Annotated in this window: 2 pseudogenes; both read left to right on the top strand. The window is 61.0% G+C overall.

Features of this window, described 5'->3' with window-relative positions:
* A pseudogene (locus EN939_RS37785) lies at window positions 1-232 on the top strand (nucleotidyltransferase family protein); the annotation flags it as partial.
* Window positions 233-234: 2 nt separating this feature from the next.
* Window positions 235-400: pseudogene (locus tag EN939_RS39645) on the top strand (TIGR04290 family methyltransferase); the annotation flags it as partial.

Here is a 400-nt window from a genome sequence, read left to right as displayed (position 1 = left end):
GGAATGCCGTGACGAATATATCGGCACGTTGGTCAACGCCTACCTTGCGGCCGGAGGTCAAGCCTCCGGCGTCAAGGCTGGGTCGGCCTATGTCGATGTCGGCACGTTCAACGGCTATCGCACGGCTCTGCGGCTGCTCGAGGACGGCGCCGCACCCGTCCGTCACCAACCCGCCACGATTATGCCAGGTGCCCGTTCGCATGTGCCTGTCGTTCCCGGCGAAGGAGCCTGATCATGCTGCATTCCCATGCCGAAATCCGCCGACGTATCGATGCTCTCGGCCCATGGTTCCACAACATGGAACTGGCGGGTGTCGGAAACGCCCCCAAACATTTTCTCGGCAAATATCCGCTGATCAAAAGGCGCAAAATCGCCGAGGCCATTCCCGCCGATCTGACAG

The sequence above is a fragment of the Mesorhizobium sp. M7A.F.Ca.CA.002.05.1.1 genome, assembly GCF_003998335.1.
Classification (GTDB): Bacteria; Pseudomonadota; Alphaproteobacteria; order Rhizobiales; family Rhizobiaceae; genus Mesorhizobium.
This window is presented reverse-complemented; position numbering and strand designations above follow the sequence as displayed.